The 4,524-nt window shown below is 70.1% G+C and carries 4 protein-coding genes; all 4 read left to right on the top strand.

Features of this window, described 5'->3' with window-relative positions:
- Positions 1–357 precede the first annotated feature (357 nt).
- The gene (locus C1I97_RS32035; RefSeq protein WP_111006558.1) at positions 358–2,250 is read left to right on the top strand and encodes an ABC transporter substrate-binding protein; all 1,893 of its coding nucleotides are present in this window, start codon (positions 358–360) and stop codon (positions 2,248–2,250) included.
- A 57-nt stretch (positions 2,251–2,307) separates the two neighbouring features.
- The gene (locus C1I97_RS32030; RefSeq protein WP_181447005.1) at positions 2,308–3,381 is read left to right on the top strand and encodes an ABC transporter permease; all 1,074 of its coding nucleotides are present in this window, start codon (positions 2,308–2,310) and stop codon (positions 3,379–3,381) included.
- A complete protein-coding gene (locus C1I97_RS32025) occupies positions 3,378–4,322 on the top strand; it encodes an ABC transporter permease (protein ID WP_111006557.1) in 945 nt (314 codons plus the stop codon). The genes C1I97_RS32030 and C1I97_RS32025 overlap by 4 nt, the downstream gene beginning before the upstream one ends.
- Positions 4,319–4,524, top strand: a 206-nt coding sequence (locus C1I97_RS32020) for an ATP-binding cassette domain-containing protein (protein ID WP_146608355.1), incomplete at its 3' end; no start/stop codon positions are given. The genes C1I97_RS32025 and C1I97_RS32020, both read left to right, overlap by 4 nt.

Genomic DNA, 4,524 nt, shown 5'->3' with positions numbered 1-4,524 from the left:
CCTCAGGGCCAGACCCCGCCCCCGCAGTAACTCCAGCAACCGCACCCGGCCCGCGCCGTCCCCGACGGCGCGGGCCTTCGCGTGTGCGCAGTCAGAAGCGGTCGAATTTCCGTCGCCATCCCCTCACCAGGGAGGCTTCAGTGGTCTCCACCAATGAGAGCAACAGAGCGGCTCACTTGACATTTCCGCAGGCCACATGGGGTTTGACACACCGTTGACGCGCGCAGACTGCCGCTGATAGACACTCACTTCATTCCGCCGGCGTCACCCGATCAAGCCCGTTCAAGCCTGTTCAAGCCCGCCCCGGCAGGAGGCGCAAACCGTTTCCTGCGTGCGATGACGCGAGGTCACCGAGCCATGAACACACACGATCAGCACGGCAGAGGACGTACCGGTCCCCGCCTGAGGCGAACCCGGCTCCTCGCCGCCGCGGGCGCCGCCGCCCTCGTCCTCACGGCCGGGCTCGCGTCCCCGCTCGCCCCGGCCTCACCGCAGGCCCGTGCCGCGGAAGGCGCCCAGGTCACGCAGGCCGAGAAGGGCAAGAAGGTCCTCACCGTCGCCGTCGCGCAGAGCGTCGACTCGCTCAGCCCGTTCCTGGCGGGACGGCTGCTCAGCACGAGCGTCCACCGGCTGATGTACGAGTACCTGACCAACTACGACCCCAAGGACGCCCATGTCGTCCCGGCCCTGGCCACCGAGTGGGAGCCCTCGCCGGACAAGCTGACCTGGACGTACACGATCCGCTCCGACTCCAAGTGGTCGGACGGGCAGCAGGCCACCGCCGAGGACGCGGCGTGGACGCTGAACAAGATGATGACCGACGAGGGCGCCGCCACCTCCAACGGCAACTTCGTCACCAACTTCGCCGAGGTCACCGCACCGAGCCCCACCAAACTGGTGATCCGGCTGAAGAAGCCGCAGGCCACGATGACCGCGCTCGACGTGCCGATCGTGCCCAAGCACATCTGGGAGAAGGTCGACGACTTCTCGAAGTTCAACAACGACAAGTCCTTCCCGATAGTCGGCAACGGCCCGTTCGTCCTCACCGACTACAAGCCCGACAGCTACGTCCGGCTGAAGGCCAACAAGGACTTCTGGCGGGGCGCGCCGAAGTTCGACGAGCTGGTCTTCCGGTACTACAAGGACCAGGACGCCGCCGTCGCCGCCCTGCGCAAGGGCGAGGTCTCCTTCGTGGCCGGCTCACCGGCCCTGACGCCCGCCCAGGCCGCCTCGCTCAAGGGCGAGAAGGACATCCGCGTCAACGAGGGCCCCGGCCGCCGTTTCTACGCCCTGGCCACCAACCCGGGCGCGCAGGCCAGGAACGGCAAGAAGTTCGGGGACGGCCACCCGTCCCTGCTCGACGAGCGGGTGCGGCACGCGCTGTTCATGGCGGTCGACCGGAAGACCATCGTCGACAAGGTCTTCCAGGGCCACGCGGTGGAGGGCCGGGGCTACATCCCGCCGCGGTACTCGACGTACTTCTGGGAGCCGTCGGCGAGCCAGGAACTGGCGTACGACCCGGCGAAGGCCGCCGAACTCCTCGACCAGGCGGGCTACCAGGCGGACGCCGACGGCAAGCGCGTCGGCAAGGACGGGAAGCCGCTGAACTACCGGGTGCTGTGCCACGCGACCGACCCCAACGACAAGGCGATCGGCAAGTACCTGCAGGAGTGGTGGGGCGAGCTCGGCATCGGGGCCACCATCGACTGCCTGGACAACGTGACCGACCCGTGGCTCGCGGGCAAGTACGACCTCGCCTTCGACGGCTGGTCGGTCAACCCCGACCCCGACTACGTGCTCTCCATCCACACCTGCGCCGCGCTCCCGGCGACGCCCAAGGACACCGGCGCCACCGACAACTTCATCTGCGACAAGACGTACGACGAGCTGTACGCCAGGCAGCTCGCCGAGTACGACCCGGCCGAACGGGCGAACCTCGTCAAGCAGATGGAGTCGCGGCTGTACGACCTCGGGTACATGAACGTCATGGCCTATCCCAACGCGGTCGAGGCCTACCGCACGGACCAGATCGAGTCGATCACCACCATGCCGGCCAAGGCGGGGAACATCTACGGGCAGGACGGCTACTGGAGCTGGTGGTCGGCCGTTCCGGCGGACTCCGGCGGCTCCTCGGGCGGTTCCACGTCCACGGGCGTCGTCGTCGGGATCGTGGCGGGTGTCGTCGTCCTCGGCGGTCTCGCGGGGCTCTTCGCGATGCGCCGCCGGGCCACGGCGGAGGAGCGTGAATAGGCCGCGTTCGGAACAACGGACGGAACAGGCAGTGAGCGAAGCAGACGGTGGGCGCGCATGACCGCTGAAGCGACACCCGCGCTGGTCGAGGGGGCCGCCGCCGACCCGGGGACGTCCGGGCCGGCGGCGGGCCGGGGACCACGGGCGAGGACCGCTGCCGCGTACCTGCGGTACGTGGCGGGCAAGCTGGCCGGCGCGGCCGTCTCGCTGTTCGCCGTCCTCGTCACCAGCTTCTTCCTCTTCCGGCTGATCCCGGGCGACCCGGTGAAGTTCATGACCGGCGGCCGGCCGATCTCCGCGGAGCAGATCGCCGCCTACCGGCGGGAGTTCGGGCTCGACCTGCCGATGTGGCAGCAGTTCGCGCACTACTGCGGCAAGGCGCTGACCGGGGATCTGGGGACCTCGTACCAGTTCCGCGCGCCGGTCATCGACAAGATCACCGAGGCGCTGCCGAACACCCTGCTGCTGACCGGTACGGCCTTCGTGCTCTACACCGCGCTCGGCATCGTCCTCGGCACCCGCTCCGCCTGGCGGCACGGCCGGCTCGGCGACCGCCTCAACACGGGTCTGGCGCTGACGCTCTACTCCGTCCCGTCCTTCTGGCTGGGGCTGCTGCTCATCATCGTGCTGTCGGTGGGCGTGGGCCCGGTGCCGGGTCTGTTCCCGACCGGGGGCATGGAGTCGGGCGGCAAGGAGGGCTTCGCGTACGCCGTCGACGTCGCCCACCATCTCGTCCTGCCGGTGGTGACGCTGGTCGCGGTGGAGTACGGGCAGACCCTGCTGGTCACGCGGTCGGCGCTGCTGGACGAGATGGGCGGCGACTACCTGACGACCGCGCGCGCCAAGGGGCTCAGGGACGACCTCGTACGGCGCCGGCACGCCGTGCCGAACGCGCTGCTGCCGACCGTGACGCTGATCTTCGTCAATCTCGGCCGGACCGTGGCGGGGGTGATCCTCGTCGAGACGGTGTTCTCCTGGCCGGGGCTCGGCGGGCTGTTCTACCAGGGGCTGAGCGTGCCCGACCTGCCGCTGGTGCAGGGGCTGTTCTTCTTCTTCGCCTCCGCGGTGATCGTGATGAACACCCTCGCCGACCTGCTGTATCCGCTGCTCGATCCAAGGGTGGGCCGATGACCGCCGAGACCACTGCGAAGCCCGGCCCGCACGCGCCCGGCCCCGGTACACCCGGTCCGCGCACGCTCACCTGGCAGCGCCGCCGGACCTCCGCCGCCCGTTTCTGGAAGCAGTACCGGACGCACCGCGCGGGCGTCCTCGGGCTCACCACGCTCGTGCTGTGCGTGCTGGTCGCGCTGACCGCGCCGCTGACCGTCGGGGCGGACGTGCGGAGCGTGACCGACGCGCCCGGCGGGCCGCTGGAGAGTCCGAGCGCGCGGTTCCCGTTGGGCACGGACCAGTTCGGGCGCAGTCTGTTCGGCCTGGTGATCTGGGGTTCGCGGGTCTCGCTCCTGGTCGGGCTGCTCGCGGCCGCGCTGTCGGTGGCGATCGGGACGCTCATCGGCATCACCGCGGGACACTTCCGCGGCTGGTACGCCACGGTGGTGATGCGGATCACGGACTGGTTCCTGGTGATGCCGACGCTGGTGCTCGCCATCGCGCTCGCCACCGTGATGTCCCGCTCGCTGGGCACGATCGTCGTGGCGATCGGTGTGACCACCTGGCCGACCACCGCGCGTCTGGTGCGGGCGCAGACGCTGGCGGTGGAGTCACGGCCGTACATCGAACGGGCGAAAGCACTCGGCGGCGGTCACTGGCACGTGATGTCCCGGCACGTGCTGCCGAACGTCATGCCGCTGGTGCTCGCCCAGACCACCCTGATCATCTCCAGCGCGATCCTGACGGAGGCGACGCTCGCCTTCCTCGGGCTCGGCGACCCGACCGGCGTGTCCTGGGGCGGGCTGCTGCAGGACGCGCGGGAGGCGGGGGCGGTCAGTTCCGGCGACTGGTGGTATCTGGTGCCGCCGGGCATCGCCATCGCGGTCGTCGCGCTGGCGTTCACGCTGTGCGGGCGGGCCGTCGAGTCCGTCCTCAACCCCAGGCTGGGGGTGTCCCGTTGAGCCTGCTCGACGTGCGGAACCTGGAAGTGACGTATCCGGGCGGCGCGGCCGCCGTGCGCGGGGTCGACCTGACCCTCGGTCCGGGCGAGAAGCTCGGCATCGCGGGCGAGTCCGGCTGCGGCAAGTCCACACTGGCGCTGGCGCTGCTGCGGCTGCTGCCGGCCGGGACCCGGATCGGCGGCGAGGTCCTGCTGGACGGCGA

It is taken from the genome of Streptomyces sp. NTH33 (assembly GCF_003236365.1).
GTDB lineage: Bacteria > Actinomycetota > Actinomycetes > Streptomycetales > Streptomycetaceae > Streptomyces.
Note: the sequence above shows the minus strand (reverse complement) of the source record. Positions and strands in the feature narration are given on the sequence as shown.